At 63.9% G+C, this 25,942-nt stretch carries 27 protein-coding genes; 7 read left to right on the forward strand and 20 right to left on the reverse strand.

What is annotated here, in order from left to right:
• Nucleotides 1-61: 61 nt before the first annotated feature.
• From DOM54_RS20425 to DOM54_RS11950, 5 genes are all read left to right on the forward strand, one after another.
• On the forward strand, nucleotides 62-562 hold the full coding sequence (locus DOM54_RS20425) for a helix-turn-helix domain-containing protein (RefSeq protein ID WP_240613876.1): 501 nt from the start codon (nucleotides 62-64) through the stop codon (nucleotides 560-562).
• 270 nt (nucleotides 563-832) lie between these two features.
• Nucleotides 833-2,131, forward strand: a complete 1,299-nt coding sequence (locus DOM54_RS20270) for a TonB-dependent siderophore receptor (protein WP_206019076.1) — start codon at nucleotides 833-835, stop codon at nucleotides 2,129-2,131.
• Between the two features lie 10 nt (nucleotides 2,132-2,141).
• Nucleotides 2,142-3,035: a TonB-dependent siderophore receptor gene (locus DOM54_RS20275; protein ID WP_206019077.1), complete on the forward strand. Its 894-nt coding sequence runs from the start codon at nucleotides 2,142-2,144 to the stop codon at nucleotides 3,033-3,035.
• 73 nt (nucleotides 3,036-3,108) lie between these two features.
• A complete protein-coding gene (locus DOM54_RS11945) occupies nucleotides 3,109-3,564 on the forward strand; it encodes a hypothetical protein (protein WP_110716514.1) in 456 nt (151 codons plus the stop codon).
• A complete protein-coding gene (locus DOM54_RS11950) occupies nucleotides 3,551-3,952 on the forward strand; it encodes a hypothetical protein (protein ID WP_110716515.1) in 402 nt (133 codons plus the stop codon). Before DOM54_RS11945 ends, DOM54_RS11950 begins: the two co-directional genes overlap by 14 nt.
• Nucleotides 3,953-4,165: 213 nt before the next feature.
• Here the strand turns inward: DOM54_RS11950 and DOM54_RS11955 are convergent, their stop codons facing one another.
• A complete protein-coding gene (locus tag DOM54_RS11955) occupies nucleotides 4,166-5,092 on the reverse strand; it encodes an electron transfer flavoprotein subunit alpha/FixB family protein (protein WP_110716516.1) in 927 nt (308 codons plus the stop codon).
• 14 nt (nucleotides 5,093-5,106) lie between these two features.
• A complete protein-coding gene (locus DOM54_RS11960) occupies nucleotides 5,107-5,868 on the reverse strand; it encodes an electron transfer flavoprotein subunit beta/FixA family protein (protein WP_110716517.1) in 762 nt (253 codons plus the stop codon).
• Nucleotides 5,869-6,263: 395 nt separating this feature from the next.
• On the opposite strand from DOM54_RS11960, the gene DOM54_RS11965 reads away from it, so the two are divergent.
• Complete coding sequence (locus DOM54_RS11965) at nucleotides 6,264-7,931, forward strand: electron transfer flavoprotein-ubiquinone oxidoreductase (protein ID WP_110716682.1); 1,668 nt, start codon at nucleotides 6,264-6,266, stop codon at nucleotides 7,929-7,931.
• Nucleotides 7,932-8,093: 162 nt separating this feature from the next.
• Here DOM54_RS11965 and DOM54_RS11970 read toward each other — a convergent pair whose 3' ends face one another.
• The 15 genes from DOM54_RS11970 to DOM54_RS12040 form a co-directional block, all read right to left on the reverse strand.
• Nucleotides 8,094-8,909, reverse strand: coding sequence for a sulfurtransferase (locus DOM54_RS11970; RefSeq protein ID WP_110716518.1), 816 nt, complete (start codon nucleotides 8,907-8,909; stop codon nucleotides 8,094-8,096).
• Between the two features lie 46 nt (nucleotides 8,910-8,955).
• Nucleotides 8,956-11,235: an ATP-dependent helicase gene (locus tag DOM54_RS11975; protein ID WP_240613877.1), complete on the reverse strand. Its 2,280-nt coding sequence runs from the start codon at nucleotides 11,233-11,235 to the stop codon at nucleotides 8,956-8,958.
• Nucleotides 11,232-11,765 (reverse strand): DUF1285 domain-containing protein, encoded by a 534-nt coding sequence (locus tag DOM54_RS11980; RefSeq protein WP_110716519.1) that lies wholly within the window; start codon nucleotides 11,763-11,765, stop codon nucleotides 11,232-11,234. Before DOM54_RS11980 ends, DOM54_RS11975 begins: the two co-directional genes overlap by 4 nt.
• A 58-nt stretch (nucleotides 11,766-11,823) precedes the next feature.
• On the reverse strand, nucleotides 11,824-12,630 hold the full coding sequence (locus DOM54_RS11985) for a TatD family hydrolase (protein ID WP_110716520.1): 807 nt from the start codon (nucleotides 12,628-12,630) through the stop codon (nucleotides 11,824-11,826).
• Nucleotides 12,631-12,697: 67 nt separating this feature from the next.
• Nucleotides 12,698-13,681, reverse strand: a complete 984-nt coding sequence (locus DOM54_RS11990; RefSeq protein ID WP_110716521.1) for a DNA polymerase III subunit delta' — start codon at nucleotides 13,679-13,681, stop codon at nucleotides 12,698-12,700.
• Nucleotides 13,672-14,328, reverse strand: coding sequence for a dTMP kinase (gene tmk, locus DOM54_RS11995; RefSeq protein ID WP_110716522.1), 657 nt, complete (start codon nucleotides 14,326-14,328; stop codon nucleotides 13,672-13,674). The genes DOM54_RS11990 and tmk overlap by 10 nt, the downstream gene beginning before the upstream one ends.
• A 34-nt stretch (nucleotides 14,329-14,362) precedes the next feature.
• A complete protein-coding gene (mltG, locus tag DOM54_RS12000) occupies nucleotides 14,363-15,367 on the reverse strand; it encodes an endolytic transglycosylase MltG (protein ID WP_206019078.1) in 1,005 nt (334 codons plus the stop codon).
• 55 nt (nucleotides 15,368-15,422) lie between these two features.
• On the reverse strand, nucleotides 15,423-16,229 hold the full coding sequence (gene pabC / locus DOM54_RS12005) for an aminodeoxychorismate lyase (protein ID WP_110716523.1): 807 nt from the start codon (nucleotides 16,227-16,229) through the stop codon (nucleotides 15,423-15,425).
• 3 nt (nucleotides 16,230-16,232) lie between these two features.
• Nucleotides 16,233-17,471 carry a beta-ketoacyl-ACP synthase II gene (fabF, locus tag DOM54_RS12010; protein WP_110710365.1) on the reverse strand — a complete coding sequence of 413 codons (1,239 nt, stop codon included), beginning with the start codon at nucleotides 17,469-17,471 and terminating at the stop codon, nucleotides 16,233-16,235.
• Nucleotides 17,472-17,808: 337 nt separating this feature from the next.
• Nucleotides 17,809-18,042: an acyl carrier protein gene (gene acpP, locus DOM54_RS12015; protein WP_110600108.1), complete on the reverse strand. Its 234-nt coding sequence runs from the start codon at nucleotides 18,040-18,042 to the stop codon at nucleotides 17,809-17,811.
• A gap of 96 nt (nucleotides 18,043-18,138) precedes the next feature.
• A complete protein-coding gene (gene fabG, locus DOM54_RS12020; RefSeq protein ID WP_110716685.1) occupies nucleotides 18,139-18,879 on the reverse strand; it encodes a 3-oxoacyl-ACP reductase FabG in 741 nt (246 codons plus the stop codon).
• An 11-nt stretch (nucleotides 18,880-18,890) separates the two neighbouring features.
• Nucleotides 18,891-19,853: an ACP S-malonyltransferase gene (gene fabD / locus DOM54_RS12025; protein WP_110716524.1), complete on the reverse strand. Its 963-nt coding sequence runs from the start codon at nucleotides 19,851-19,853 to the stop codon at nucleotides 18,891-18,893.
• A 5-nt stretch (nucleotides 19,854-19,858) separates the two neighbouring features.
• The gene (plsX, locus tag DOM54_RS12030) at nucleotides 19,859-20,977 is read right to left on the reverse strand and encodes a phosphate acyltransferase PlsX (protein WP_110716525.1); all 1,119 of its coding nucleotides are present in this window, start codon (nucleotides 20,975-20,977) and stop codon (nucleotides 19,859-19,861) included.
• Nucleotides 20,978-21,007: 30 nt separating this feature from the next.
• Nucleotides 21,008-21,178, reverse strand: coding sequence for a 50S ribosomal protein L32 (gene rpmF, locus DOM54_RS12035; protein WP_110716526.1), 171 nt, complete (start codon nucleotides 21,176-21,178; stop codon nucleotides 21,008-21,010).
• Nucleotides 21,179-21,208: 30 nt separating this feature from the next.
• Nucleotides 21,209-21,736: a YceD family protein gene (locus tag DOM54_RS12040; protein ID WP_110716527.1), complete on the reverse strand. Its 528-nt coding sequence runs from the start codon at nucleotides 21,734-21,736 to the stop codon at nucleotides 21,209-21,211.
• Nucleotides 21,737-21,881: 145 nt separating this feature from the next.
• On the opposite strand from DOM54_RS12040, the gene DOM54_RS12045 reads away from it, so the two are divergent.
• Nucleotides 21,882-22,490 carry a Maf family protein gene (locus DOM54_RS12045; protein WP_110716528.1) on the forward strand — a complete coding sequence of 203 codons (609 nt, stop codon included), beginning with the start codon at nucleotides 21,882-21,884 and terminating at the stop codon, nucleotides 22,488-22,490.
• Here the strand turns inward: DOM54_RS12045 and sppA are convergent.
• Genes sppA through DOM54_RS12060 form a run of 3 tightly spaced genes read right to left on the reverse strand, consistent with a single transcriptional unit; the run spans nucleotide 22,478 to nucleotide 25,232 of the window.
• Nucleotides 22,478-23,542: a signal peptide peptidase SppA gene (sppA, locus tag DOM54_RS12050; RefSeq protein ID WP_110716529.1), complete on the reverse strand. Its 1,065-nt coding sequence runs from the start codon at nucleotides 23,540-23,542 to the stop codon at nucleotides 22,478-22,480. The genes DOM54_RS12045 and sppA overlap by 13 nt on opposite strands.
• A gap of 60 nt (nucleotides 23,543-23,602) precedes the next feature.
• Nucleotides 23,603-24,295, reverse strand: coding sequence for an HAD-IA family hydrolase (locus DOM54_RS12055; protein WP_110716530.1), 693 nt, complete (start codon nucleotides 24,293-24,295; stop codon nucleotides 23,603-23,605).
• Nucleotides 24,285-25,232, reverse strand: coding sequence for an RluA family pseudouridine synthase (locus DOM54_RS12060; protein ID WP_110716531.1), 948 nt, complete (start codon nucleotides 25,230-25,232; stop codon nucleotides 24,285-24,287). Before DOM54_RS12060 ends, DOM54_RS12055 begins: the two co-directional genes overlap by 11 nt.
• Between the last annotated feature and the right edge of the window lie 710 nt (nucleotides 25,233-25,942).

Below are 25,942 nucleotides of genomic sequence, written 5' to 3' on the forward strand. Positions count from 1 at the left end.
CGCCGCACCGGACCTGCCAAGAACCTGTTGCACGATTTCCGTATCGCCATTACTGCGCGAATTGCTACTGAGAGCGGCCTGTTTTTCTGATCTGTACGCGCCGGGCGGGCGGGAAGAGCGGCTGATTGCCGCACTGCTCGATGAGCTGGTGGCGGCACCGGTGGAAGACCTGCATCTGCCCATGCCGCGGGACCCCAGATTGCGCCGCCTCACGGAAATGATGCTGGCCGACCCTACAGGCAAAGCCACCAAGGCGGATTGGGCAACGCGTATTGGCATGAGCGAGCGAAGCATGAGCCGTCTCTTGCTGCATGACACAGGCCTGAGCTTCGGGCGATGGCGTCGGCAGTTCCATGTGATTCTTGCGCTTCAACGTTTGACCAGGGGTGAAAGCGTACAAAGTGTGGCGATGGAACTGGGGTATGAAAATGCCAGCGGCTTCGTCACCATGTTCCGCAAGGCGGTGGGCAAGCCGCCAGCGCGCTACCTCTCGGATCGCATGAATGGCGCAACGCTCAATGCCACGCCCGGCGTCGTGCTGCCCAACGCCATTCCCCCCTGATACTGAATTACGACACTCAGCCAGCCTATTTTTCATTACGGCCATGTTGTTAAAACATCATTGGGCTTGGCCTAACTGAATAACAATCTGGCCTAGTTTCGCCATGAGTCCTGTGGGTTTCCATTGTTAAATACGGCATCTAAATGCAAATGGGACTTATTGATGCCATCGTTAACAACTACTGCACCATACCGTTGGCCAAACCATAGGCGCTTGGCGCCCACGATCCCTTCCCATCCAACGTGGCCGTACAAGGGCGTCATCTGGCGCATGCCCCGCACCATGCTGGGCTCGGCAGTGGCGGCGGCAGCTCTCATCAGCGCGCAGGGTGCCTTTGCCGCCGAGCCAGGACAGACCCAGCCCAAGACAGGGAAAACGTCTCAAGCGGTGGTGGCCTTGCCGGCCATCACCATTACCCAGCGCAGGGATATGGCGACCACCGAGGGCACTGGCTCCTACACCACTGGTGAAACGGCGGCGGCAACGCATCTGCCACTGTCGCTGCAGCAAACACCGCAGGCAGTGACGGTGATCACACGCCAACGCATGGACGACCAGCAATTGAATTCGGTGCAGGACGTGCTGGAGAACGCCACGGGCGTGTCGTCGTACCAGTCCGACAGCGAGCGAACGAGTTTCTATTCGCGTGGATTCCTGATCAACAACATTCAGTACGATGGCATCCCCACGGTGGTCGGCGACATCGTCAATGGAAGCGGCATCGGATCTCTCGATACCGCATTCTATGATCGTGTCGAGGTCGTGCGCGGCGCTTCCGGCTTGCTGACGGGCACCGGCAATCCCTCTGCCGCCATCAACTTGGTGCGCAAACGACCCACCCGTGACTTCTCTGCGGCCGCCTCGCTTGGTGCCGGGAGTTGGGACACCTACCGGGGAATGGGCGACATCTCGACACCGTTGACCGAGGACGGCCGCATCCGCGCGCGCCTCGTAGGGACGTACCAAGATGGGCACTCGTACCTCGACGGCTACAAACCGGAGAGGGAGTCGTTCTACGGCATCATCGAGGCAGATCTGACCCCGGACACGACGCTGAGCCTGGGCTATGACCATCAGGAGGTCACGCCAAAAGGCTCTACCTGGGGAGGGTTGCCACTCTGGTTCAGCGACGGTACGCAGGCGGAGTATTCACGCTCCAAGAATTACGCACAGGACTGGAGCCATTGGGACAACACCCACAAGACGGCGTTTGCCGGGATCGAGCACCGCTTTGACAACGATTGGAAACTCCGTGTTATCGCTAACCAGTACCGCACAGAATACGATGCCGAACTGGCCGGCCTGGTCGGTCGTCCCGATCGCGACACGGGACTGGGCTTCTATCCCTCCGGGGCTTATCCGGTAGCGCTGGCGTCTGAAGGTCACAGCCGTCAAAACACCTTCGACATGATGGCGAGCGGCCCTTTCGAGCTACTCGGCCGCCAGCATGAGTTGGTGGCGGGAGCGACGAGTTCGCGCCGCACCGCTAGCCAAGAGGATATCGCGCCGTTCTACGCCGGTATTGCGCCGGTTAATGTCTATGAGCTGCCCTGCCCTTCCCCGCCCTGACTTCGATGCCATGGCGCGGATACCGACCCGCACCCGAATCAAGCAGACCGGTGTCTACAGCGCAGCCCGGTTTTCACTGGCCGATCCTCTGAAACTCATTGTCGGTGGCCGCTTCAGCAGTTACGAAATCGACGACGCCGTCGGTAACTCGTCGGTGCACTACAAGAAGAGTGGAGAATTCACACCGTATGCTGGCTTGATCTACGACATCGACGAGACCTATTCGGCCTACGTGAGCTACACGAGGATATTCAATCCGCAAACCGACTATCGAGACAGCAACGGCAACGTACTTACGCCGGCCAAGGGGAAAACCAAGGAAATCGGCCTGAAAGGCGAGTATCTCGACAAGCGTCTGAATGCGTCGGTCGCCTTGTTCGAGACTGAGCTGGACAACGCTGCGCAGATCGTCGCCGGCACCTACACGCCAGGCGGCGCCCAAGCCTACCAAGGCTCGGATGGAACAAAATCGCGTGGGGTCGAACTGGACTTGCAGGGCGAGCTGGTGCCTGGCTGGAACCTCTACGCCGGTATAGCCCACTTCACGGCGCAAAGTGCCGATGGCGAACGCTTGAATTCGCAGATACCGCGCACCACGGCACAGCTTTTCACCACCTACCAGTTGCCCGGCGCGTGGAACCCGTTGACGCTCGGCGGCGGCGTCAAATGGCAAAGCCGTTTCTACCAGGCGCCCAATACCGGTACTAGCTCATTGGGCGGGGAACAGGGTTCCTACGCATTGGTATCACTGATGGGACGTTACGCCATCACCCAGCAGACCAGCGTGGCCCTCAACGTCAATAACCTATTCGACAAGAAGTACGCGCTACAGAAAGGCGATTTCGACACCGTGGGTTATGGCGCGCCACGCAACCTGATGGTGACGCTGGACTACCGCTATTGATCGGTCCGCTGGCGAGCGCTTCAGCCGTGGGATATCCGCAGGCAGACAACCATCGATTATCGAGAAAGCACCTATGTCTATTCAGTCCACGCTACATCCCGGCCAAGCGCTGGTCACGAACAACCCGAACAAGATTGCCCTGTACTGGGTGACTACAGCCGTGGGTGTCGTGCTCTTTGTGACTTTTCAGTTGTTCTTCTACGTCAACGACTGGGTGAGAGCGCAGGGAGCGACACCGGCAATCACCTTCGCACCCGACGTACTGTGGGTGTTTTCCGCCTTCTACGGGGCTTGGATCGTCACGGTCCTGCTCGCACTGACCGGAACCCGCAGGGCGCAGTGGAGCACCCTGTTGCTCGGTAGTCTGATGGTCGTTCTGAATACCCTCGGCGGAATCTCCGATGGGTTGCGCGACGGTTGGCACATTGCCTTCTCAGCCGTTTTCTTCATCACCTTGCCAGGCGTGTTCGCCATCGCGACCACCTGGCGGGGCCTCAAAAGCCAAGGAGCCAGCCATGTCAATGGATAGTTCTGCCTTCCCTCTGGTCTGGATGCGTTTCACTCAGGAGCCCGGGCATGATCACCACAAGGACTTCGCCGAATTCGAGGCCAACCTGAAGCGCGGGGAACCCTTCGTGCTATTGAGCGATAGCGTACCGGCGGAGGACCATGAACACTCCCCGGAAGAGAAGAAACGCACCGCGCTCTGGATGAAAAAACACAAGGCTGAATTGCGAAGGCTGGTGCTGGCCATGATTCTGATCGAGCCCAGCTCGGCGAAGCGTCTTGGTTTCAAACCCTTTGCAGCCGTTTTCCCCAAGTTCTGGGGCTACCCGCTGTTGCTGGCGGCTTCACGTGAGCAAGCTATGGAGATGGCAAGAGAACTGCTGCCGGCGGATGCCAAGCCATCCCCCTAACGGCCCGCCCTGGCGCCCAATCTCGCATGGCACCCTGCCGCCGCGCCCTGTCACGGCGCGCAGCTGTCGAGCTCGCCTTGGCCTTTGATAAAAGCGCTCGATAAACGAGCGGCAGAGACGCGTGGTGCACTCCGGCAATGTACTGGCCGCCGTCATGCCGACAGGGAAAAGCCGGCGCCCTGGGGCGCCGGCTCGGGTCGAGACGCGGATCGGCTAGAGCTTCTGCTCCAGCTCAGGCAGGATCTCGAACAGGTCGCCGACCAGGCCATAGTCCGCCACCTGGAAAATGGGCGCCTCGTCATCCTTGTTGATGGCCACGATCACCTTGGAGTCCTTCATCCCGGCCAGATGCTGGATCGCACCGCTGATCCCCACGGCGATATAGAGATCGGGGGCAACGATCTTGCCAGTCTGCCCGACCTGCATGTCGTTGGGCACGAAGCCGGCATCGACGGCGGCGCGGGAGGCACCTATCGCCGCACCCAGCTTGTCGGCAATGCCATCGAGGAGCTTGAAGTTGTCGCCGTTGCCCATCCCGCGACCGCCGGAAATGACGACACGCGCCCCGCCCAACTCCGGACGTTCATTCTGGGCCAGCTCCTCGCCGATAAAGCGCGACAGCTCGCTGGAGACCACGATATCCAGGGCTTCGATGGTGGCGCCACCGCCATCGGCCACCGGATCGAATGCCGTAGTGCGCACCGTGATCACCTTGAACGCATCGCTTGACTGTACCGTGGCGATGGCGTTGCCGGCGTAGATCGGCCGCTTGAAGGTGTCGGCGCTTTCGACGCTCAGAATCTCGGAGATCTGGGAGACGTCCTTGAGCGCGGCGACGCGCGGCAGCACGTTCTTGCCTTCGGTGGAGGCCGCGGCCAGCACGTGGCTGTAGTCGTCGGCGAGCTGGGCCAGCAACTCCGCCAGCGGCTCGGCCAGTTGGTGGGCGTAGGCCGGGGCGTCCGCCACGCGAACGCATGAGACGCCGTCGAGCCTGGCGGCTGCCTCGGCAACGCCGGCGACATCGTCACCCGCTACCAGAATATCGATATCGCCGCCGATCGCCAGGGCCGCGCCCACGACGTGGGCGGTACCGGCAGCGAGCTGACCGTCGTGGTGTTCGGCGAGAACCAGAATGCTCATCCCATCCGCTCCTATCAAAGCACTTTGGCTTCGTTCTTGAGTTTGTCGATCAGCTCATCCACGGAGCCCAGCTTGATACCGCCCTTGCGCTCGGCCGGCGTTTCGACCTTGAGCAGCGACAACCCACTGGCGACGGACACGCCGAGCGCCTCCGGCGTGCGGGTGTCGAGCGGCTTCTTCTTGGCTTTCATGATGTCCGGCAGCTTGGCGTAGCGCGGCTCGTTCAGGCGCAGGTCGGTGGTGACCACGGCCGGCAACTTGAGCGCGACGGTCTGCAGGCCACCGTCGATCTCGCGGGTGACGCGAACCTCACCCTCCTCGACCCCGTCGCCGAAAGCGACTTCGGAGGCAAAGGTGCCCTGTCCCATATTGGCCAATGCCGCCAGCATCTGGCCGGTCTGGTTGTTGTCGGTGTCGATCGCCTGCTTGCCGAGAATGACCAGGCCCGGCTGCTCTTCGTCGACGACGCCCTTGAGCAACTTGGCTACCGCCAGCGACTCCACGCGCTCTTCGGTTTCGACGTGAATAGCGCGATCCGCACCCAGCGCCAGCGCGGTACGCAGTTGTTCCTGCGCAGCCTTGGGGCCGACCGTGACGGCGACGATCTCGGTGGCGACGCCTTTCTCCTTGAGTCGAACGGCCTCTTCCACCGCGATCTCGCAGAACGGGTTCATGGCCATCTTGACGTTGGTCAGATCGACATCGGAGTGATCCGGCTTGACCCGGATCTTGACGTTGTAATCGATGACGCGTTTGACCGCGACGAGTACTTTCATGGGTGTCCTCGCTGGCTATTGACAGACCGACCCGGCAGCGTCGGCCGACATCGACGATTGGCGGCCCTGATCGTGGCTTGATGCCGGATAACAGAACGTCGGCTGAGACAGAATCACGCCGACGCCGGCCGGGGTCAACTCGATGCCCTTCGCGCCCCAGGGTGGTGCACCACGGGGACAGCAATGGGCGAAAAATGCGATGATAGCGCATCGACGGCACCGTGCCGAAGCAGCACCTTCGCATAAGGCCAGCGCCGGTTGGCATAACGACAACCCTCTGGCTAACGTAGAGCCATAACAAACGACGGTCCAACGCCGTCGACGAACGGACCGGACAGGCAGCGCGACATGCGCCCTGTCAGCAAGCGAGGAGATCGGGTTTGGAACGTGAATCCATGGATTTCGATGTAGTCATCGTCGGTGCAGGCCCCAGCGGATTGTCGGCTGCGTGTCGCCTGATGCAGCAGGCGAATGATGCCGGACGGGAACTGTCGGTGTGCGTGGTCGAGAAAGGATCGGAGGTCGGTGCGCATATTCTCTCCGGCGCGGTGTTCGAGCCGCGGGCCCTGACGGAACTCTTTCCCGACTGGGCAGAGCGCGGCGCGCCGCTCAATACGCCGGTACTACGCGATGAGCTCTATCTGCTGAAGGACGCCGGCAAGGCGCAGAAGTTGCCCAACGCCGTGGTGCCGAAGTCGATGCACAACACCGGTCCTGGCGGCGACGGCCCCGCCACGAAGAACTATGTCATCAGTGCCGGCAACCTCTGCCGCTGGCTGGCCGAGCAGGCCGAGGGACTGGGCGTCGAGATCTTCCCCGGCTTCGCCGCGCAGCAGCCGATCATCGACGAGGAAGGCATCGTTCGCGGCATCATCACCGGCGACATGGGGGTCGCCGCCGACGGCAGCGAAACGGCCAATTACATGCCAGGCATGGAACTTCGCGCCAAGTACACGCTGTTCTGCGAGGGGGCCCGCGGCCATATCGGCAAGCAGTTGATCGAGCACTTCGGTCTCGATGCCGATCGCGACCCCCAGCACTACGCCATCGGCTTCAAGGAGCTGTGGGACGTGCCCGCCGCTCAGCACGAACCAGGCCTGGTGCTGCACGGATCCGGCTGGCCCCTGGATGACAAGAACCATGGCGGCGACAGTCACGGCGGCTGGTTTCTGTACCACGGCGACGACCAGCAAGTCATGCTCGGGCTGATCGTCGACCTGGCCTACCGCAACCCGTATCTCTCGCCCTTTGACGAATTCCAGCGCATGAAGCACCACCCCCTGCTGGCGCGTCATTTGACCGGCGGAAAGCGCGTGGCCTACGGCGCCCGTGCCATCACCAAGGGGGGCGCCAACTGTCTGCCCAGGATGACCATGCCGGGCGCCCTGCTGCTGGGCTGCGATGCCGGCACGCTCAACTTCGCCAAGATCAAGGGTATCCATACCGCGATGAAGTCGGGGCTGGTCGCGGCGGAAACCGTGTTTGCCACCCTCGCCGCCGGCGACGAGGGCGGCAAGGAGCTCACCGATTTCACCTCGGCCTGGGAATCGAGCTGGGCGTGGCGGGAGCTCGAAGCCAGCCGCAGCTTCGGCCCGGCCATTCACAAGTTCGGTACCGTGGGCGGCGGCGCTTTCAATTTCGTCGATCAGCTGCTTGGCGGCAAATTGCCCACGCAGCACGACACCACCCCGGACCACCGGCTGCAGACCGCGGCGGAGTCGTCGCCGATCGACTACCCCAAACCGGACGGCAAGCTGTCGTTCGACAAGCCCTCATCGGTGTTCCTGTCGAACACCAACCACGACGAGAACCAGCCCTGCCACCTCAGGCTGAGCGACCCCGATATCCCGATCGAGAAAAACCTGCCGACCTACGCCGAACCCGCCCAGCGCTACTGCCCGGTAGGCGTCTACGAGGTGGTCGAGGAAGCGGGCGAGCCCCGGTTCCGGATCAATTTCCAGAACTGCATCCACTGCAAGACCTGCGATATCAAGGATCCATCCCAGAACATCACCTGGGTGGCGCCGGAGGGCGGGGGCGGCCCCAACTACCCCAACATGTAAGCTCGAAGCTCGAAGCTCGAAGCTCGAAGCTCGAAGCTCGAAGCTCGAAGCTCGAAGCTCGAAGGCAGCATAAAGCAGACCGCCCCAAGCCAATGCCTGGGGCGGTTTTTGGTTCCCGCTTCGAGCTTACCACCGGGAACGCGGCGCTGGGCGAAGCCGGGCCTAGTCGCCGGTCGCGACCGGCCTGGCAGGGTCGCGAATCCACTCGCTCCAGGAACCCACGTAGAGCCGCGGCAGCGGCAATCCGGCAACGGCGTAGGCCAGGATGTTGTGGCAGGCGGTCACGCCGGAGCCGCAGTAGGCCGTCAGCGTTTCGGCCCGGGGCAACTCCTCCGCCAGCCGCCGTGGCGATTTGAAATGACCGTTCCCATCGAGATTGTCGCTACAGGGCCGACATGTCGCCCCCGGAATATGGCCCGCGACGGGATCGAGGGGTTCCTCGACGCCACGGAAACGGGACAAGGCTCTGGCATCCACCAGTTGCCCGCCTCGTTCCGAGAGCACGCCCACCGAGATCAGCGCCTGATCATCGAACGCGGGGCGCCACTGGCTCCGCCCTCCCGATTCAACGTGAGTCTCCACGAGCTCCCCTGCCGCCAGCGCCCAAGCGTTGATACCCCCGTCAAGGACACGGACGGCAGGATGGCCCGCCCAGCGAGCGATCATCCACCACGCCCGTGCTGCCGCCAGCTGTCCTCCACTGTCGTCGTAAACCACGATCGGTCGTTCGGGAGTGACGCCCATGGCTTGGAGCGTGGCGGTGAACGTATCGGGTGAGGGCAACGGATGGCGACCACCCTCGCCCGGCGGCGCCGAAAGGTCTCGTTCGAGATCCAGAACGAGGCTGCCGGGAAGATAGCGACGGGCTGGCATCCGCTCGCCGCCTCGGGACACCCGACAATCGAATATCAGCGGCGGTTGATCGCCGGCGAGACTGCGCTGCAACTCTTCCACCGTCACCAGCACGGATGCGTTCATCACTTCCTCCCCCAGCGTCGTCGATCGAAGCAGACAGTCTGGCCCATCACGAGCGTTTCGTCAGCGGCGCGCGCACGGCGATCAGGCGGCGGCGCCCAGCCGAAGCGAAGCGCACGTCGATCACCGGGTTGGCAGCATTGCCTTCGACCACCAGCACCTCGCCATCACCGAAGCTGGCATGTCGCACCCGGTCTCCGACCTGCCACGGCGCCGCGCCGAGCGACCCGGCACCGGTTTCGGCAGCCGGCGGTGACGCCACCGGCTGACGGGCGTGCAGCGTGAGCGAACGCCCCAGGTGTTCCAGGTCCGCGCACGCCTGGCCGATACGCGCCAGATAGGTGCCGATCATTTCCGGCTCGCGAACCGCGATGCCGGTCTCGCTGCCGCTGCGGATCGCCCGGTCGATTCGACTGCAGTCCTCTACCGCGGTCTCGTCGAGGAATCGGCTCGGCCGGTGATCACCGCCATCCTGAACCAGCAGCAGACGTTCCCTGGCTCGGGTAATGGCCACGTAGTAGAGCCGCCGCTCCTCCTCCAGCCGCTCCGGCGACAGCGGATTGTCACGGCTGAAATGGGGGAAATCCTCCTCGTTGAGCCCCCATACCGCAACCAGCGGCCACTCCAGCCCCTTGGCGCCGTGCACCGTACTGATCAACACGCCATCGGGGCGATTCTCGACCGGGTTGCGCAACAGCTCGATGAACGCCTCGGGATCGTTGGCCAGCTCTCCCGCCTGCTCGATCAGCACGTCGAGCAGCCGCACGTCATCATCGCCCTTCTCGCGACGCGCCGCCGAGCGACGCAGAATTTTTTCGGCATCGATGGCGTCGACCACGTGCTCGAGCAGCTTGGCCGGTGGCCACGATGCCAGCTTGGGAAGCTCGCACAGCAGTTGCCACCGCCGTTTGAGGTGCCGGCGCTGACCGGGTTTGAGACCCGCCAGGATCGAAGCTTCGCGAGCCGGCCACTGCTGGGTGCGGGCGAGTTCGCCGACCAGCCGGCGCACGCGGTCCTGGGCCACGAAGGTCGTCGGCTGGGAGAACAGCAGCGCCAGATGGGCGGGATCCTGCAGCCGCTGCGGCTGCCGGGCCAGTTGAAGGTAGCCCGCCAGGGCCTGAACCAGCGGCAATCGGAACACGAAGCGCTCCTCCTGCGCCAGCCGAAACGGCACGCCGGCCCGCAGCAGTTGCAATTGTACCGAGACCGATAACGACCAGCTGCGCACCAGCACGCAGGCTTCGTCGCTGTGTCGACCCGCTGCGTGCCAGCGCTGCAGCATCTCCAGCAGCGCGCTGGCACCGACACCGGTCTGGACTTCGGTCAGGGGATTGCCGGGGGCCGCCAGACAGAGCTGGTCCCAGCGCTGGCGGTTGTGACGAATCGCGTGGTTGGCGGCCAAGGCCAGGGCATGGCCGTGTCGGAAGGTATAGGAGAGCGGGTACTCGCAGGCACTACCGAATAGCCCGTCGAATCGTGACAGCATCGCGTCGGGCCGCGCACCGCGCCACTCGTAGATGCACTGATTGGCATCGCCCACCGCCATGACCTGGGCCTGCTGGCCGGCGAGGATCTTGAGCAGCCGCAGCTGGGCTTCATTGATGTCCTGGTATTCGTCGACGATCACATGTCCCAGAAAGCCCTCGACCCGGCGGCGCGCACCGGCGTGCTCTTCGAGACACCGCAACGGACGATGGAGCAAGTCCGCGTAGGTCATCTGCCCGGCGACTTCGAGCAGCGATTCCACCTTCTCGAAGGCGTCGATGAAGTGCCGCTCGTCGGCGGCATAGCCAAGCTTCTCGAACAGTTCGGCCGGCGTGACGACCTCCGCCTTGACCAGATCGCAGAACTGACCGAACGCCTCGAGCCGATCCGCGTCCAGGGCCGCCTCGCGGGTCTCGCCATCGGCCGATGCCAGGCTCTGCATCACCGCCTGTCGTAGCAGCCGCTCCCGCTGCCAGTCGGCCTGCAGCAGCTGGCGCGGCGGCAGGTATCCCCAGCGTGTCAGGCTCTGGGTCAGGCGATGACCGATCGAGTGGAAGGTTCGCACCTCCGGTAGCGGGACGCTCGGCGGCGCCTCCCGCGTCAGCTTGGCGCGAAAGTCGTCCCTCGCCGCGCGGTTGAACATCAGCACCAGAATGCGCCGCGGATTCTCGCCGTTGGCGAGCAGGTGCAGCACCCGCTTCACCAGCGTGGTGGTCTTGCCGGCGCCGGCTACCGCCGCGACCCGCGCGTGGCCGTGGCGATGGCCGACCACGGCGCGCTGTTCGGCGGTCAACCCGTCGGCGGGCGCCCCGTCCGGCAGCATCGAGGGAACCCGATCGTTCATGGCGCCTCGTCGTCGATCCGACCCAGCGCATGCCATACGCCACCGCTCCACAACCCCATCTCGCCATCGCGTTGCACGGACAGTTCGACCCAGCGGTAATAAAGGTTGCGGTGCAGGCGCGCAAGCAGACCGTGGCGAACGGGCAGGGCAGGCAGTAGATCGCCCCCTGGGCCGCTGACCAGTGTCAGGCGATGGGTCGCATCCAGCGGCACCCGGTCGCCGCCAGCGGTGACCGCAACCCAGTCGGCCCCGGCCCGATCGGCATCGATGATCAGCAGCGGCAGATCCTCGACGACGATACGGAGTTTCTCAACGGGGGTGACCAGATAGTAGTCGCCATCGGCTTCCCGGCGGAGCACACGGCTCAACAGCCCGACCAGCGCGGACCGCCGTATCGGCGATCCCTCGTGGATCCACTCCCCGTTGGCCGAGATGATCAGGTCCATGTCGCCGCAAAAAGGCGGATCCCACTGCGCCAACGGGGGGATCGACCGCGGATCGAACTGCTGGAACAGCGTGTCGAGTTTCATCGTGCCCTCCTTGATGGCGCGCCGGCGTCGTTGCCTGCATTGTCGCCGGTGAATGCGTTCACACGAACGGGTTGTCGGCCTGCCCCTCGGGGGCGCAGCCGGGGAACAGCCGATAGAAGTTGGCTCGGGTCTGCATCGCCACCTCGTCGACGGTGATACCTCGTTCGCGCGCAATGCACTCGGCAACTTCGACCACCCATTGTGGCTCGTTGGGACGGCCGCGATGAGGAACCGGCGCGAGGAACGGGCTGTCCGTCTCGATCAACAGGCGATCCAGCGGTACCCGTCGAGCCACACCGCGCAGCGCCTCGGCGCTGGCGAACGTGACGATACCCGACAGCGAAATATAGAAGCCCAGCCTCAAGGCCTCCCGTGCCATTTCCAGGTCTTCGGTAAAGCAGTGGAGCACCCCGCCCACCTTCGGGTCGAGATGTTCGCGGATCAGGGCCAACGTCTCGTCACGCGCCTCTCGGGTATGGATCACCACCGGTAATTCGAGTTCACGGGCCGCCCGGAGATGAGCCACGAAACGCTGGCGCTGGGTCCCTCGCGGCACGCTGTCGTAGTGAAAATCAAGACCCGTTTCGCCGATGGCTACCGCCCCGTAGCGGTCGGCACAGGCCTGGATCGCCTCGCTGTCGGGCTCCTGGGCCACTTCGTGGAGCGGATGCAGGCCGACGCTGATGTCGACATCGTCATGGCGGCGCGCAATCCCGGCCAGGTTGGGCGCCCCTTCCAGCGACGTCGAAATCGCCAGGAAACGTCGGACACCCCGGCCCCTGGCAGCTTCCAGAGCCGCGTCGAGATCGCCGCCGTAGGGCGTCAGATCAAGGCGATCGAGATGACAGTGAGAGTCGACGAACATGAAGATTTCCAGGGTAGATAGACACGAATGCTCCGCGACGACGCCACCATCGGCAACGTCGACACGCTCAGGATCGCAGCAGCGCCGACCAGCGGACCAGCCAGGCTTCGAGCACCAGCTGCGGGTTCGGATTGCCACCCGCCGCCAGCAGTCGACGCTGCTCGCGGGCATAATCCAGCAGCCGGAACCAGTCGCGCACGCGGGCGTTCTTGACCGCCTGACGATACAGCGGCAGCAGATCGCCGTTGCGCACCCTGCCGGGGTCTCCCGACAGACCGAGCCGGATCAGATCCTCCAGCCAGGCGATGCCGTACCATAGTATGCGATCGAGCGACTGCGCATCGAGCCTGGCAGCCTCCCCCACCGGTTCGCCGCCGCGCACCAGTGCATCGAACAGCTCGCGCAGATCCTGGCGCAACTGTCGCGCCTCCGCACCGGCCAGCTCCTCGGCCAGCAGCGGGAGCCCCCCGGCCACGCTCAACCAGAAACGCGCCTCGTCGCCATTGCCCAGGCGTTCATGCAGCCAGGGTTCGGCCACCTCCAGCGGGGGCACGGCAAGGCTCCAGTGCTGGCAACGCGAGCGAATGGTCGCCAGCAGCCGCGACGGTATATCGGATACCAGAATGAACAGCGTCCGATCGCCCGGCTCCTCGAGACTCTTCAGCAAGGCATTCGAGGCAGCGACGTTCATCGCCTCGCCCGGCTCGATGCGGATGACCCGGTAGCCGCCCTGCTGGGCGGTCTGGGCGACGAAACCGTTGACCTGGCGGATCGCATCCACGCGGATCTGACGGGATTTCTCGGCAGGCGTCACCGTCAGCAGATCGGGGTGGTAACCGGCCGCCAGCATGCGACAGCCATGGCACTCGCCACAGGCCAGCTCTCCCGGAGCGCGGCACAGCGTCCGAGCGATCAGCGCCTCGACCAGCGGCTGCTTGCCGATGCCCCCGGGTCCGGAGAGCAGCAGCGCATGAGGCAGACGACCGCCATCCTGCAGTTCGACCAGCTTCCGCCATCGGTCGGTCTGCCACGGCAGCGGGCTCATAACCATGCCGACACCCGCTGGTCGAGGCAGCGCTCGATCGCATTCTGGACCGTGTCCAGTGCGGGGCTCGCATCGATGATGGCGAAGCGCTCGCTGTCGCGGGCCCGTTCGAGATAGGCAGATCTGACCGACTCGAAGAACGCTTCCCGCTCGCGTTCGAACCGGTCGAGCTGGGCACCGCGGCTGACGACCCGCTGCGCCGCGACGCCGACAGGCATATCCAGGAGCAGGGTGAGATCGGGCTGCAACCCGTCCTGGACCAGGGTTTCCAGGGTTCGAATGCGCTCGCGATCCAGCCCGCGCCCCCCGCCCTGATAGGCGAAGGTGGCATCGGTGAACCGATCGCAGACGACCCACGCGCCCCGGGTCAACGCAGGCCAAATACACTGGGCAAGGTGTTGAGCTCTGGCGGCGAATACCAGCAGCAATTCGGCGTCGTCGCTCCAGGCCTCCTCCCGCGAGGGGTCCAGCAGGAGTTCCCGGATCGCTTCGGCACCCGGGGTACCGCCAGGCTCACGGGTGCGCACGACCTCGATGCCCTTCGCCGCCAGCCAATCGCAGACGAAGGTGACATTGGTCGTCTTCCCCACCCCCTCGCCACCTTCCAGCGTGATGAATCGGCCGCGCCGCTGTTCGGTATCACCTGCGTTCATGCGGTGTCGTCTCGTCGGTGAGTGGACCGCGAACTCAATCGCGATTCAGGATGTAGCGGCGGACGGCAGCGTTATGCTCCTGCAGCGTCCGCGAGAACTGATGCGACCCATCCCCCTTGGCCACGAAATAGAGAGTGTCGCCTGCGGCGGGATGGACGGCGGCTTCGAGCGACCCGAGTCCGGGCATCGCGATCGGCGTCGGCGGCAGCCCCTCGATGACATAGGTATTGTAGGCAGTTTGCCGCTGGAGATCGGCCCGAGTGATATTGCCGACATAGCTGTCGCCCATGCCGTAGATCACGGTGGGATCGGTCTGCAGGCGCATGCCTTTCTGCAAGCGACGAACGAAGACGCCGGCAATCTCGCCACGCTCCGCCGGCACCCCGGTCTCCCGCTCGATCAGCGATGCCAGGATCAACGCCTGATACGGCGAATCGATCGGCAGATCGTCGTCGCGCTCGTCCCAGACGCTCGCCAGCGTCTGCTGCATCCGGTCGAAGGCGCGGCGCAGGATCTCGAGGTCCGTCACGCCCTTGTGATAGCGGTAGGTGTCGGGAAAGAACTGCCCCTCGGGGAAAGTGTCCTCGTGCCCCAGCGCGGCCATGATCTCCTCGTCGCTCATTGCCGCCGTCCGATGGTCGAGCTTGGAAGCCTTGTCCAGCAGGGCGCGCATCTGCCGAAATGTCCATCCCTCGGGAATGGTAAGCCGATAGGTGACCACCTGATCGCTGGAAAGGTGCGCGATCAGCTGACGACCACTCATGCCCGGATCGAGCTCGAACTCCCCCGCGCGCAACCCCTGGGTCGCCTTGGGCGCAACGCGGGCCAGCAACTGATAGGGCCAGGCCGCCTCGATGACACCGCGCTTTTCGAGATCGTCGATGACGCGAATGAACGCGGCCCCCCGCGGCACTTCGTAGATAATCTGCTCATCGAGCGCTATCGGCCCGTCGAGCTGTTTCTGCCAATAGTGGAATCCGCCGAAGACCACGATCGTGGCAAGCAGCAGTATCCCGATCAGAATTTTGAGGAGACGCATGTCTATCCTTAATCGCCGGAAGCCAAGCATGCGGCTTCCAGGCATGCTACGGGTGTTAGTCGCCGAGGTTCAGCGAATATCCCAACTGTTCATGGGCCGCCTGTCGGAAAGTATCGCTCGTCGCTAGCCGCCACTGCCTGAGGCAGTTGCCGGCGCTGTCATCCAGCCGCCGAATGGGCCACGCGCCCTGAACGCTGTTGATCAGCCAGGCGGCGTCCGCGGCCAGCAAGGTATCGATTCCGACGCGGACCCGATCGATGTCGACGATGGCTTCCAGCGCGCTCAGCAGGGTTCCGTCGACGCCGCAACGATCGAGCAGCGGGGTCTCGAGACGCCCCTCTCGACGCCAGACCAGGTTCATCGCCGTCGCCTCGACCAGGCAGTCTTCCGAATCGAGCAGCAGTCCCTCGGCAATGGCGTCGTCCTGCCACTCCTGCCGGGCAAGGACGTTCTCGAGTCGTGCCAGATGCTTGATCCCGGCCAGACGGGGTTGCCGACCCAGCCGAAGCTCGCAGCAACGAACGTTCACGCCTTCGAACCAGCGTTCGGCGATGGGCTGGAAGGCGGAGATCGTCCACCGCCACCGCGGCTCGGCCGGCTCCGGCGGACGATATCCCCGTCCACCGCTACCCCGGGTGACGATCAGCTTCAGCACCTTGAGGCCGGGCCCGCACTGCGCTGGCAGGGCCTCGAAGGCTGCGAGGTCCAGCCGAGGAAGCGCCAGCCGCTCGATCCCCGCCTGCAGGCGCGCCATGTGCAGCTTCCACAGCAACGGGCGACCATCGCGAACCAGGATGGTCTCGAAAACGCCGTCACCATAGGCGAGACCGCGATCGTCCATCGGAAGCGCTGTATCGCGCATGCGTCAGACCTGGGTGAAGATCAGGGAACCGTTGGTGCCACCGAATCCGAACGAATTCGACAGCGTCGTCCGGATCGGCATTTCCCGGGCATTGTTGGGCACGTAATCGAGCGTGCAACCCTCGTCGGGATTGTCGAGATTGATCGTCGGCGGCGCGACCTGATCGCGAATGGCCAGCACGCAGAAAATTGCCTCGACCGCCCCGGCCGCGCCCAGCAGATGGCCCACCATGGACTTGGTCGAACTGACCGCGACCTGGCGCGCGGCGTCACCCATCACCCGCTCCACCGCCCGACTCTCCGCCACGTCGCCAGCCGACGTGGAGGTGCCGTGAGCGTTGATGTAATGAATGTCGGCGGGATCGATCCCGGCGTCCCGGATGGCGTTGGCCATCGAGGCTGCCGCGCCGCTGCCATCTTCGGGCGGCGACGTCATGTGGAACGCATCATCGCTCATCCCGAAACCGGTCAGTTCTGCATAGATGGTGGCACCCCGGCGCTTGGCGTGCTCGTACTCCTCCAGCACCATGACGCCGGCACCGTCCGATAGCACGAAGCCATCGCGGTCACGATCCCAGGGGCGGCTGGCCGCCTGTGGGTCGTCATTGCGGGTGGACAGCGCCCTCGCCGCGGAAAACCCGCCCAAGCCCAGTGGCGTGGTCGCCATCTCGGCGCCACCGCAAAACATCACGTCGGCATCACCGTAAGCGATGGTTCGCGCGCTGTAGCCGATATTGTGCGTGCCGGTCGTGCAGGCGGTGGTGATCGCGATGTTAGGACCCTTGAAGCCATGCTGGATCGCCAGGCTGCCGGAGATCATGTTGATGATCGAGCCCGGAACGAAGAACGGCGATATGCGACGCGGCCCACCCTTGTGGAGCGAATCGTGGTTGCGCTCGATCATGGGCAGACCGCCGATGCCCGAACCGATGGCGACACCGATCCGGTGTGCGTTTTCCTCGGTACATTCGATACCGGAGTTGCGCATCGCCTGCGTCGCCGCGGCAACCCCATATTGGATGAACAGATCCATCTTGCGAGCATCCTTGGGATTGAGATACTCGCCGATATCGAAGTCCTTGACCGCACCACCGAACCGGGTATTGAAGCCGGTCGTATCGAAATGTTCGATCGGCGCGATGCCACTCTTCCCTGACAGGAGGCTCTTCCAGCTCTCCTCGACCGTGTTACCGACTGGCGTTACCAGCCCCATCCCGGTCACCACCACTCTTCTGCGCGGCATCGAATCTCCTCCGAACTTCCTGATGGCCCTGAAGGCACGATCCGTGAAGCCATCATCGCCTCACGGGACCGAGGACTTCGCCTGGGCCCGACTGGCGCGAATTATACCTGAACAACCCTGGAGATGGGCGTCGCGAACGGTGACTTTGCCCCACCAGCCGCCTCCATGTCCACGCCACGTCGCTCGCCGTGGCTGGGCGCCGTGGCGCAAGCGCTTGCCCCGCCCTATCTCGAAACGGCTTTCAGAACGCAGAAAGCCGCTCTCGTGGAGAGCGGCTTTCTGAACATCGGCACGTCCTGCCCGGTGGTATTCTCCGTATCAACGGAGAATACTGGGCTTACTGATGAGCGACGATGTAGTCGATCGCTTCCTGAACGGTCGTGATCTTTTCAGCTTCTTCGTCGGGAATTTCGGTGTCGAATTCCTCTTCGAGCGCCATCACCAGTTCGACGGTATCCAGCGAATCCGCGCCGAGGTCTTCGGTGAAGGATGAGGTGTTCTGGATATCCTCTTCCTTGACGTTCAGGCGTTCGGCAACAACCTTCTTCACGCGCTCTTCGATGGTGCTCATTATGTCGTTACTCCTAGTGGTACGAATCCGCCAGCTAAAAAGCTGCGGGTAGTTTATAGACCGCCCCCAGACGACGCAACCCGCGTCGCGGGAGGATTACCGCATGTTCATGCCGCCATTAACCTGCAGCGTTTCACCGGTAATATAACCGGCTGCATCGCTTGCGAGAAACCCGATAGCGGCGGCGATTTCCTCCGGCTGCCCCAGGCGAGCCAGCGGAATCTGCCCCAGAAGCGCATCCCGCTGAGCTTCCGGCAAGGATTGGGTCATGTCGGTGTCGATGAAGCCAGGTGCCACGGCGTTGACCGTGATCGCACGCGAGGCAACCTCTCTCGCCAATGCCCGGGTAAAGCCCTCCATGCCGGCCTTGGCCGCAGCATAGTTGGCTTGGCCCAGGTTGCCCATCATCGCCACGACGGAACTGACATTGACGATGCGACCGAAGCGCGCCCGCGTCATCCCCCGGAGACTGGCCTTGGAGACACGATAGACGGACTTGAGATTGGTATCGAGGACCGCATCCCACTCGTCTTCCTTCATTCGCATCAACAGGTTGTCGCGCGTGATACCGGCATTGTTGACCAGGATGGTCGGCGCCTCGAAGGTCTCGGTGATGCGCTTGAAAAGCGCGTCGACACTGGCCTGGTCGGTGACATCCAGCGCCAGCCCCAGCCCTTCGATGCCCTGAGCCTTGAGATCGTCGTCGATCCTGGCAGCGCCGGCCTCGCTGGTGGCGGTAGCAATGACGATGCGTCCCTGCCGACCCAGTTCGTGCGCAACGGCGCGCCCAATCCCACGACTCGCGCCGGTGACCAGCGCAACTCTACGTTCGGTCATGTCATTCATCCTTAAGGCTCTTGTACGTCCAGCGTTTCACGCGCCAGCTCGAGCGCAGCCGTCAGCGTATCGGGATCGTTGACCGCCAGCCCCTTTGCCTGTCGCTGGATGCGCTTGCTCAAGCCAGTCAAGACCTTGCCCGGGCCACACTCGATGAATACGGCAGCGCCATCGTCGAACATGGCGTTCACGCACGCCGTCCAGCGCACCGGACGATAGAGCTGTTCGACCAGCCGATGGCGAAGCGCCTCCGTCGTCTCGGGCACCCGAGCATCGACGTTCTGATAGACAGCATAGCGCGGCAGCTTGAACTCCATCTCCCCCATCGCCTGCTCGACCTTCTCGGCCGCGGGCTGCATCAACGCGCAATGTGAGGGCACCGAGACGGGCAGCGGCAGCGCGCGCTTCGCCCCGGCCTCCTGACACAGCGCGATGGCCCGGTCGACGGCGCCGCGGTGGCCCGCGATGACGACCTGGCCCGGGGAATTGTAGTTGACGGCAGCGACCACCTCCGACTGGGCGGCCTCGCGGCAGGCCGTCTCGACCGCTGCATCCTCAAGCCCCAGAATCGCGGCCATCGCACCCTCGCCCGCGGGCACCGCTTGCTGCATCGCCTCGCCACGCAGCCGAACCAGCCGAACACCCTCCGCGAAGCCGAGGGCACCGGAACAGACCATGGCACTGTACTCGCCCAAGCTGTGGCCGGCCATCATGCTGGGTCGCGGCCCTTCCAGCTCCTGCCATACACGCCAGATCGCCACGCTCGACGCCAACAGCGCGGGCTGGGTACAAGCCGTCGCGTTGAGTTTCTCTTCGGGGCCTTCCTGGACGACATGCCAGAGGTCGTAGCCAAGCGCTTCCGATGCCTCGTCGAATGTCGTGCGAACTACGCTGTAACGTTCGGCCAGTTCACGCAGCATGCCGACTTGCTGCGAACCCTGCCCTGGAAAGACCAAAGCCAGTGATTGCGTCATCGCGCTCACCCTTGAAATGGTGGACCGTCGGATCTCGTCGTGTCGCAAGACCCGCTATCCTCTCGATCGTCGGTGACGATCGACGAGATAACAGGCGTCGTCGAGTCGTGAGACCACGCCGCGCGAAGATGGGCCGGCAATCCGACCTCGACTTCACGCACGGCCCGGTCGATGGCGAAGGCGAAGGCCTGGGCACTGGCATTGCCATGACTCTTCACCACGATACGATTGAGGCCGAGTAGACTGGCACCGTTATGCCGCACCGGATCCAGCTGGGCCTTGAACCGCATCAGCGCGGGTCGCGCCAGCAGAGTCACCAAGCGTGTCGACCAATGGGACTCGAAGGTTTCCTGGAGCCGCTTGAGCAGCATCTGGGCCACGCCTTCGCTCGCCTTGAGCACGGCATTACCCACGAAACCGTCGCAGACCACCACATCGACCGAACCAGAAAAGATCGCATCGCCCTCGATATACCCGACGTAGTCGAAGTCGCTGCCGCCGCGGGCCTTCAGGAGCGCGTCGGCCTCGCGCACGCGGGCCGCGCCCTTGCTCGCCTCGACACCGACATTCAACAACGCCACCCTGGGTATCGCCACGCCATCGACGACCCGCGCCATCACGGCTCCCATGTGGGCGAAGTCAACAAGATGTCGGGCATGGACATCGACGCTGGCCCCCAGATCGAGCAGATAACACCGCCCTCCCTTGCGGGTCGGAACCGCGGTACTGATTGCCGGCCGCGAGATACCGGGAACGCTCCCCAGCTCCCGCCGCGCCAGCGCCACCAGCGCGCCCGTATTGCCACAGGTGATGCCGGCATCGGCCTCGCCATCACGCACCGCTGCCAACATGCCGAACAGGCTGGTCGCTGAAGGATCGTCGAGGGCCTCCATCGGCGGTGTGGACTGGAGTACGACTCGCGGCGCATCCACCAGTTCCAGGCGCCCGGCCAGCGGCGCCTCCGACGCGTCGCCGGCCAACTCCGCGAGCAGCGAGCGAAGCTCCGCCTTCGGACCGAACACCGTGGGCTCGAGTTCCGGATGGCGTTTCAACGCCAGCAGCAGACCACCAATAGTCGTGCGGGGACCGAAGTCCCCGCCCATGGCATCGATGGCGATGCGCACTGCTCTTCTACCAAACGCCCCGACGTCTGTTTAAACGTCGACGACCTTGCGACCACGATAGTAGCCATCGGGGGCAACGTGGTGGCGGCGATGCGTAGTACCGGTTTCCTGATCCTGGGACAGCGTCGGGGTGGTCAGTGCATCGTGTGCGCGACGCATGCCTCGCTTGGAACGGGTCTTACGATTTTGTTGAACGGCCATGATATGACTCCAACGTCAATGTCTTCGGGTTCAGAGTTTTCCCTTCAACGACTTCAGCACGTCGAAGGGGTTGTCAGGGCGGGCAGCCTCTTCTACCGAGGCTTCACCGCTGCTCAATTGCTCACGGGAGACGGCACACTCCGCCTCGTCGTGATAGACCACCTGGGGCAGACTGAGGATCAACTCGTCCTCGACCGCCTCCAGCAGGTCCAGCTGTTCATTGTCGACCAGCACCGGCTCGTAGTCGCTGGGCACTGTCGCCGCCAATGCATCATCGCTGACGACAGCCAACTTGAAGTGGCTGGCGACCGATACCGCCATCGGCTGCAGGCAACGCCGGCACGAAATCATGAGATCCGCTTCCAGCTCCCCATCGATCAGATGACGACGCTGCGTATCGATGTCGAATTGCAGCCTGACGACGGCATCGCCCTGCTGCGGCCCGATCTCGATCTCGAGGCGAGCCAGTTTCTCGAGGTCGACAAGCCCCTCGATCGTTTCTTGGTTAGCCGCTGCCCGATAGGGCTCGACGGTCGGGGGAAGTCGTCTGGTCAACATAGGCGCGACATAATAGGGATTTGCCGGGGCCCTGTCAAAGCACTCGGAACGCGCTATCCTGTCGCCCGACAAGGCATTCCCGTGCGGGCCGGACGATCCTTTCCGCTCCCGCGATGCCGCCTACCCGATTATCAAGGAGCAGCCGATGTCCCGCCTGGTACTCGCTTCCAGCTCTCGCTATCGCCGCCAACTGTTAGACCGGCTGGGACTCCCTTACGTCTGGTCCTCGCCCGACATCGATGAAACCCGTCGACCGGGAGAAGACGCCGAGAGTCTGGCTCATCGATTGGCGCTCTCCAAGGCCCAGGCGGTTTCCGCCGACTACCCCGACCACCTGATCATCGGCTCCGACCAGCTGGCGCTGTTCGACGGCGACATACTGGGGAAGCCCGGCAACTTCGACACGGCCTGCGCCAACCTACGCCGCTTCTCAGGGCACAAGGTCAGTTTCATGACGGGCCTTGCCCTGATCGACACTCACAGCGGGCGCCACCGAGTCGTTCACGACACCTACCACGTCTGGTTTCGAGCGCTGAGTGACGAGGAAATAGAGGACTATGTCTCCCGCGACCAGCCCTACGACAGCTCGGGGAGCTTCCGAATGGAGGGGCTTGGCATCGCCCTATTCGAACGCTTCGAGGGTAACGACCCCAACACGCTGATCGGCCTCCCCCTCATCAGGCTGTGCGAGCTGCTGAGAGAGGCTGGCGTCAACCCACTCAGCAATGACCGACAAGACCGTCAGGGTAGCTGATAGCGCACTGGCGACGCGGCGCTGTCCAGACCCACCCAGTGGGCCGCCGCGCTGGTGAGCTTGTTGGAGACCAGCGACCAGGGATCGAGGGACGGGGTGTAATCCTCGAGACTCACCTCCCCCAGACGCGCCCGCGACAATTGCTCAAGGTTGGCGATATCATCGACCAGCCCCAGCGACTTGGCCTGCTCGCCGGTCCAGACCAAGCCGGAAAACAGCGCTGGATCGTCGCTCAGGCGGTCACCACGCCCGGCCTTGACGGCCTCGATGAACTGCCGGTGCGTGGTATCCAGCACCGACTGCCAGAACTCGCGCTGCCCCGCTGATATCTGCGAGAACGGATCCATGAAGGCCTTGTTTTCCCCGGCCGTGAAGACACGACGCTCGACACCGATCTTGTCGATCGCGTGCTCGAGGCCGAACCCTGCGCTGATGACCCCAATCGAGCCGACCAGGCTGGCCGGCGAGGCGTAGATACGATCCGCCGCCGAGGCCATGTAATAGGCGCCGCTGGCACCAATGTCCTCGATGACGGCCAGAATCGGCTTGTCGCCCTGGGCCTCGAGATAGCGAATTTCGTCATAGACGCGCTGCGACTGGACCGGGCTCCCGCCGGGACTGTTGACATGCAGCACCACGGCATCGGCATTGGGAGCCTTCCATGCCCGCTGCAGCCCCTTGATGATACGCTCGGCGTTGGCCTGGCCATTGGCGTCGATGGGCCCACTGACCTCGACGATACCGAGATGCCGGCGACTGGGGGACCCGCCATCGCCCTGGGCCAGGAACATGGCATAGGCACTCAGACACAGTCCCGCGATCACGACCAGCGCGAACAGCAGCCGAAAGAAGATCTTCCAGCGCCGCGACCGCCGCTGCTCGGCGAGCACGCCGCCGACCCACCGATCCATCATTTGCACTTCGGCCAGCCGCACCGCATCGGCGCTGGCCGGCTCGCCATCGCGAGTCGCATCCGCCGCCTCGCGCCGCCCGGCCTCCGACCGGCTCAACTCAGGCCCCTGCGTCCAATCATCACGTCGATCGTCGCTCATTTTCGTCTCCTTGCTGAATTCCCGCGCCCAGGGCCTATAAAAGGTCGGCAGACGACGACGTCAGACCAGCAACCACTCGACGACCGACGGAAAGTCATCGGCGACGAACCTGGGGTCGCTGCGCTGCAGACGCTGGCGTTCGTGCACGCCGTAGGTCACCGCGATGCGATCCATGCCGATGGCCCTGGCCATCTCCAGATCATACTCGGTGTCGCCGATCATGACGGCCTCGGCGATGGGCACGCTGCACTCGGCCAGCAGCTCCTCGAGCATCTGGGGGTGCGGCTTCGAACGCGTGAGATCGGCGGTACGGCTCGCTGCGAACCAGTCGCCGCAGGATTCGTGACCGAAGGCACGATCCAGCCCGCGACGGCTCTTGCCGGTCGCGACCGCCAGCCGACACCGGGCATCGCGGCGCAGGCACCCAATACCCTCCACCACACCGGGGAAAAACGGGGCCGGTATGCGATCGGCGACCCGGAACTGATGGCCATAGGCTTCCCGCAATCGATCATGGGCGGAGGGCGCCACCCCCGGAAAGAGTATGGCGACGGCTTCCGGCAAGCCCAGCCCGATGATATCGCGCACGGCGGCATCGCTCGGCACCGGCCACTGCAATTCCCGCGCAGCAGCCTGCATGCAAGCCACGATGCGCGCCGCCGAATCCATCAGCGTACCGTCCCAGTCGAAGATCACCAGCGAGTAGCGACAGCGCCGCGATACGCTCTCGCCGGCGAGCGCCTCAACCGCCATGACGGGCACGCTCCAGCACCTTCTCAAGTCCCGGCTCCAGAGGGGCTCTCGCCTGCACCGGCCGCCCGGTCTTGGGGTCGGGGAAGGTCAGGGTCAACGCATGCAGGAACAGGCGATCCAGGCGCAGGGATCGCGCGAGGCGCGCACCCTCGGCGCTACCGTACTTGTCGTCCCCCAGCAGCGCGTGTCCGGCATGCGCGGCATGGACGCGGATCTGATGGGTGCGCCCGGTCACCGGTTCCGCCTCGATCAACGTGACCTTCGGGAACGTTTCACGCACCGCGAAGCGGGTTCGCGATACCTTGCCATTGTCGTCCACCCGCACCCGACGCTCGCCGTTGCCTGCGTCGTACCGCTCCAGCCTGGCGCTGACATAGTCGCGCCGCGCCGGCCAGCGCCCCTGCACCAGAGCCAGATAACCCTTTTCCATTCGGCGCTCGCGCAGCGCGGTATTGAGCGACAGCAACGACTCGCGGTTCTTGGCCAGCAGCAGGCAACCCGAGGTGTCGCGATCGAGGCGGTGAACGAGTTCGAGGAAATCAAGGTCCTCGCGCACCTGGCGCAGCGCCTCGATCAAGCCGATCTTGACGCCACTGCCGCCATGCACCGCCAGCCCCGACGGCTTGTTGATGACCAGCCAGTCGGGGCCTTCGATGACAACGCTGCCCGCCAGCAGGTTACGCAGGCTCTCGCTGGCCTCCTTCACTGCACTCTCCGGCGCCAGCCTCAGCGGCGGCACGCGAACCACGTCACCGGTCTGAACGCGGTAATCCGCCTTGATACGCTTCTTGTTGACACGCACCTCGCCCTTGCGAACGATGCGGTAGATCAACGACTTCGGCGCGCCCTTCAGGCGCGTCCGCAAGAAATTGTCGATTCGCTGCCCCTGCTGGGACTCGCTGACCTCGATAAACTGCACTTCCTGGCCTTCGGCCATGCTCGACTCCCTCGACGGCACTGCGCGGCGACACCAGCGCGCCGCCGGCCGCCATTCTAACGCACGCAGCCGGTAGCGCGAGCTCAATTGCCGCTACCTCGGCATTACTGTTATATTGCGGGCTCACTCGGTGGGTTTATCACCCATTCAGGCGTCAGCGACTGCATAGGCTGGCCGAAGTGAAAAAATGTCTCGATCCTCCAGAGAGTTAACGAAGCCAACCGCTCACGGCTGCTGGAGTGATCAAAACACGTTTGGAACGCCAGGCCCCGACTCGACCGTGCGACTGACCTCAGCTCGCCATGCTCGCGGGAAATCCACAGGTACCAGTGGAAGGCGTCGCCGAACCGAACAATGCCAAGTGATATAGACGGCAGTCTGCAGGACCGGATGCGTCGACGAAAAACGCGCCGTGACATGTCCTGCCACCGTTTCGTACTCAACCCATGTTCGTGTAGCGTCCCTAGCAAGCAGGTAATGAAATCAAAGATGTAATGGTAATGAGCAAGCACGCCACTGGGCTCGACGAGCGTCGACCCGAATTCGCACCGATGGCCGCATCGCGCCGTTCGACCTGCGTTTTTCGGACATTCCCCTCGAGTTCCTGACGCGGGTCTTCAGCGTGTTGCACGCTGAACTCGTTCTGGCACACCCTCTGCGCCTGCTTGCCCTGCCGGGTCGCTTCACCAATGTGCGCGAGCACAGCACGA

Origin of the sequence: Salinicola acroporae, from assembly GCF_003206615.1 — a bacterium.
Classification (GTDB): domain Bacteria; phylum Pseudomonadota; class Gammaproteobacteria; order Pseudomonadales; family Halomonadaceae; genus Salinicola; species Salinicola acroporae.

What these genes read in the sequence shown, in the direction of transcription:
- DOM54_RS11970 (WP_110716518.1), bottom strand. Translation starts at nt 8,909, where the DNA reads ATGAACGCATCCGTGCTGGTGACGGTGGAAGAGTTGCAGCGCAGTCTC.
- mltG (WP_206019078.1), bottom strand. Translation starts at nt 15,367, where the DNA reads ATGCGTCTCCTCAAAATTCTGATCGGGATACTGCTGCTTGCCACGATC.
- DOM54_RS20275 (WP_206019077.1), top strand. Translation starts at nt 2,142, where the DNA reads ATGGCGCGGATACCGACCCGCACCCGAATCAAGCAGACCGGTGTCTAC.
- DOM54_RS20270 (WP_206019076.1), top strand. Translation starts at nt 833, where the DNA reads ATGCCCCGCACCATGCTGGGCTCGGCAGTGGCGGCGGCAGCTCTCATC.
- DOM54_RS11950 (WP_110716515.1), top strand. Translation starts at nt 3,551, where the DNA reads ATGTCAATGGATAGTTCTGCCTTCCCTCTGGTCTGGATGCGTTTCACT.
- DOM54_RS11960 (WP_110716517.1), bottom strand. Translation starts at nt 5,868, where the DNA reads ATGAAAGTACTCGTCGCGGTCAAACGCGTCATCGATTACAACGTCAAG.
- DOM54_RS11980 (WP_110716519.1), bottom strand. Translation starts at nt 11,765, where the DNA reads ATGAAACTCGACACGCTGTTCCAGCAGTTCGATCCGCGGTCGATCCCC.
- sppA (WP_110716529.1), bottom strand. Translation starts at nt 23,542, where the DNA reads ATGAGCGACGATCGACGTGATGATTGGACGCAGGGGCCTGAGTTGAGC.
- DOM54_RS12060 (WP_110716531.1), bottom strand. Translation starts at nt 25,232, where the DNA reads ATGGCCGAAGGCCAGGAAGTGCAGTTTATCGAGGTCAGCGAGTCCCAG.
- rpmF (WP_110716526.1), bottom strand. Translation starts at nt 21,178, where the DNA reads ATGGCCGTTCAACAAAATCGTAAGACCCGTTCCAAGCGAGGCATGCGT.
- DOM54_RS11985 (WP_110716520.1), bottom strand. Translation starts at nt 12,630, where the DNA reads ATGTTCGTCGACTCTCACTGTCATCTCGATCGCCTTGATCTGACGCCC.
- DOM54_RS11955 (WP_110716516.1), bottom strand. Translation starts at nt 5,092, where the DNA reads ATGAGCATTCTGGTTCTCGCCGAACACCACGACGGTCAGCTCGCTGCC.
- tmk (WP_110716522.1), bottom strand. Translation starts at nt 14,328, where the DNA reads ATGAACGCAGGTGATACCGAACAGCGGCGCGGCCGATTCATCACGCTG.
- fabG (WP_110716685.1), bottom strand. Translation starts at nt 18,879, where the DNA reads ATGACCGAACGTAGAGTTGCGCTGGTCACCGGCGCGAGTCGTGGGATT.
- pabC (WP_110716523.1), bottom strand. Translation starts at nt 16,229, where the DNA reads ATGCGCGATACAGCGCTTCCGATGGACGATCGCGGTCTCGCCTATGGT.
- DOM54_RS11975 (WP_240613877.1), bottom strand. Translation starts at nt 11,235, where the DNA reads ATGAACGATCGGGTTCCCTCGATGCTGCCGGACGGGGCGCCCGCCGAC.
- acpP (WP_110600108.1), bottom strand. Translation starts at nt 18,042, where the DNA reads ATGAGCACCATCGAAGAGCGCGTGAAGAAGGTTGTTGCCGAACGCCTG.
- DOM54_RS12040 (WP_110716527.1), bottom strand. Translation starts at nt 21,736, where the DNA reads ATGTTGACCAGACGACTTCCCCCGACCGTCGAGCCCTATCGGGCAGCG.
- DOM54_RS11990 (WP_110716521.1), bottom strand. Translation starts at nt 13,681, where the DNA reads ATGGTTATGAGCCCGCTGCCGTGGCAGACCGACCGATGGCGGAAGCTG.
- DOM54_RS11945 (WP_110716514.1), top strand. Translation starts at nt 3,109, where the DNA reads ATGTCTATTCAGTCCACGCTACATCCCGGCCAAGCGCTGGTCACGAAC.
- DOM54_RS11965 (WP_110716682.1), top strand. Translation starts at nt 6,264, where the DNA reads ATGGATTTCGATGTAGTCATCGTCGGTGCAGGCCCCAGCGGATTGTCG.
- DOM54_RS12045 (WP_110716528.1), top strand. Translation starts at nt 21,882, where the DNA reads ATGTCCCGCCTGGTACTCGCTTCCAGCTCTCGCTATCGCCGCCAACTG.
- fabF (WP_110710365.1), bottom strand. Translation starts at nt 17,471, where the DNA reads ATGCCGCGCAGAAGAGTGGTGGTGACCGGGATGGGGCTGGTAACGCCA.
- fabD (WP_110716524.1), bottom strand. Translation starts at nt 19,853, where the DNA reads ATGACGCAATCACTGGCTTTGGTCTTTCCAGGGCAGGGTTCGCAGCAA.
- DOM54_RS12055 (WP_110716530.1), bottom strand. Translation starts at nt 24,295, where the DNA reads ATGGCGGTTGAGGCGCTCGCCGGCGAGAGCGTATCGCGGCGCTGTCGC.